Annotated in this window: 1 protein-coding gene; it reads left to right on the plus strand. The window is 72.7% G+C overall.

The genetic code is table 11. From position 1 onward, the window contains the following. Positions 1–325 (plus strand): hypothetical protein (locus FLX08_RS41120; RefSeq protein ID WP_208761992.1); only part of this gene is annotated, 325 nt, incomplete at its 5' end. Positions 326–510 lie beyond the last annotated feature (185 nt).

Genomic DNA, 510 nt, shown 5'->3' on the forward strand with positions numbered 1-510 from the left:
CGGCCAGGCCAGCCAGTTCGTCGCCGCCGACGACCCGGGCAAGACCATCGGCCCGGAATACCTGGGCTGGAGGCCGCACCTGCTGAGCGACTCCTCCACCGGCGCGGTCGCGGCCGGTGAGCCGGTCTCCAGCGTCATCTCCGACGGCTCCGGAGCGCCCACCGTGGGTCTGGAGGGCCAGGAGCTGCTGGTCTCCACCGCCAACTCCGCCGACGAGATCGGCACCTCCCAGGTCAACGCCGATCTCGCCCTGCGCACCCCGGTCGACGTCGCCGCCGGCGAATACCACTCCACCGTCACGCTGTCGCTGTTCAACCAGTCCTGATCCACAGGCACGACACCCCCCACCGTGGGCGTCCGGGACCCGCGCCGGCCTGACGCGCGCCCCGGACGCCCACCCGGAGACAGGAGAGACCATTGCCGACCAAGAACCGCTCGCAGGGCGCCCCCGCCCTGCTCGCCGCCCTGGCCGTTCTGCGGGCCGTCGGCACCCTCTTGGTCGCCATGGTC

Source organism: Microbispora hainanensis (assembly GCF_006874475.1).
In the GTDB taxonomy this organism is placed as follows: domain Bacteria; phylum Actinomycetota; class Actinomycetes; order Streptosporangiales; family Streptosporangiaceae; genus Microbispora; species Microbispora hainanensis.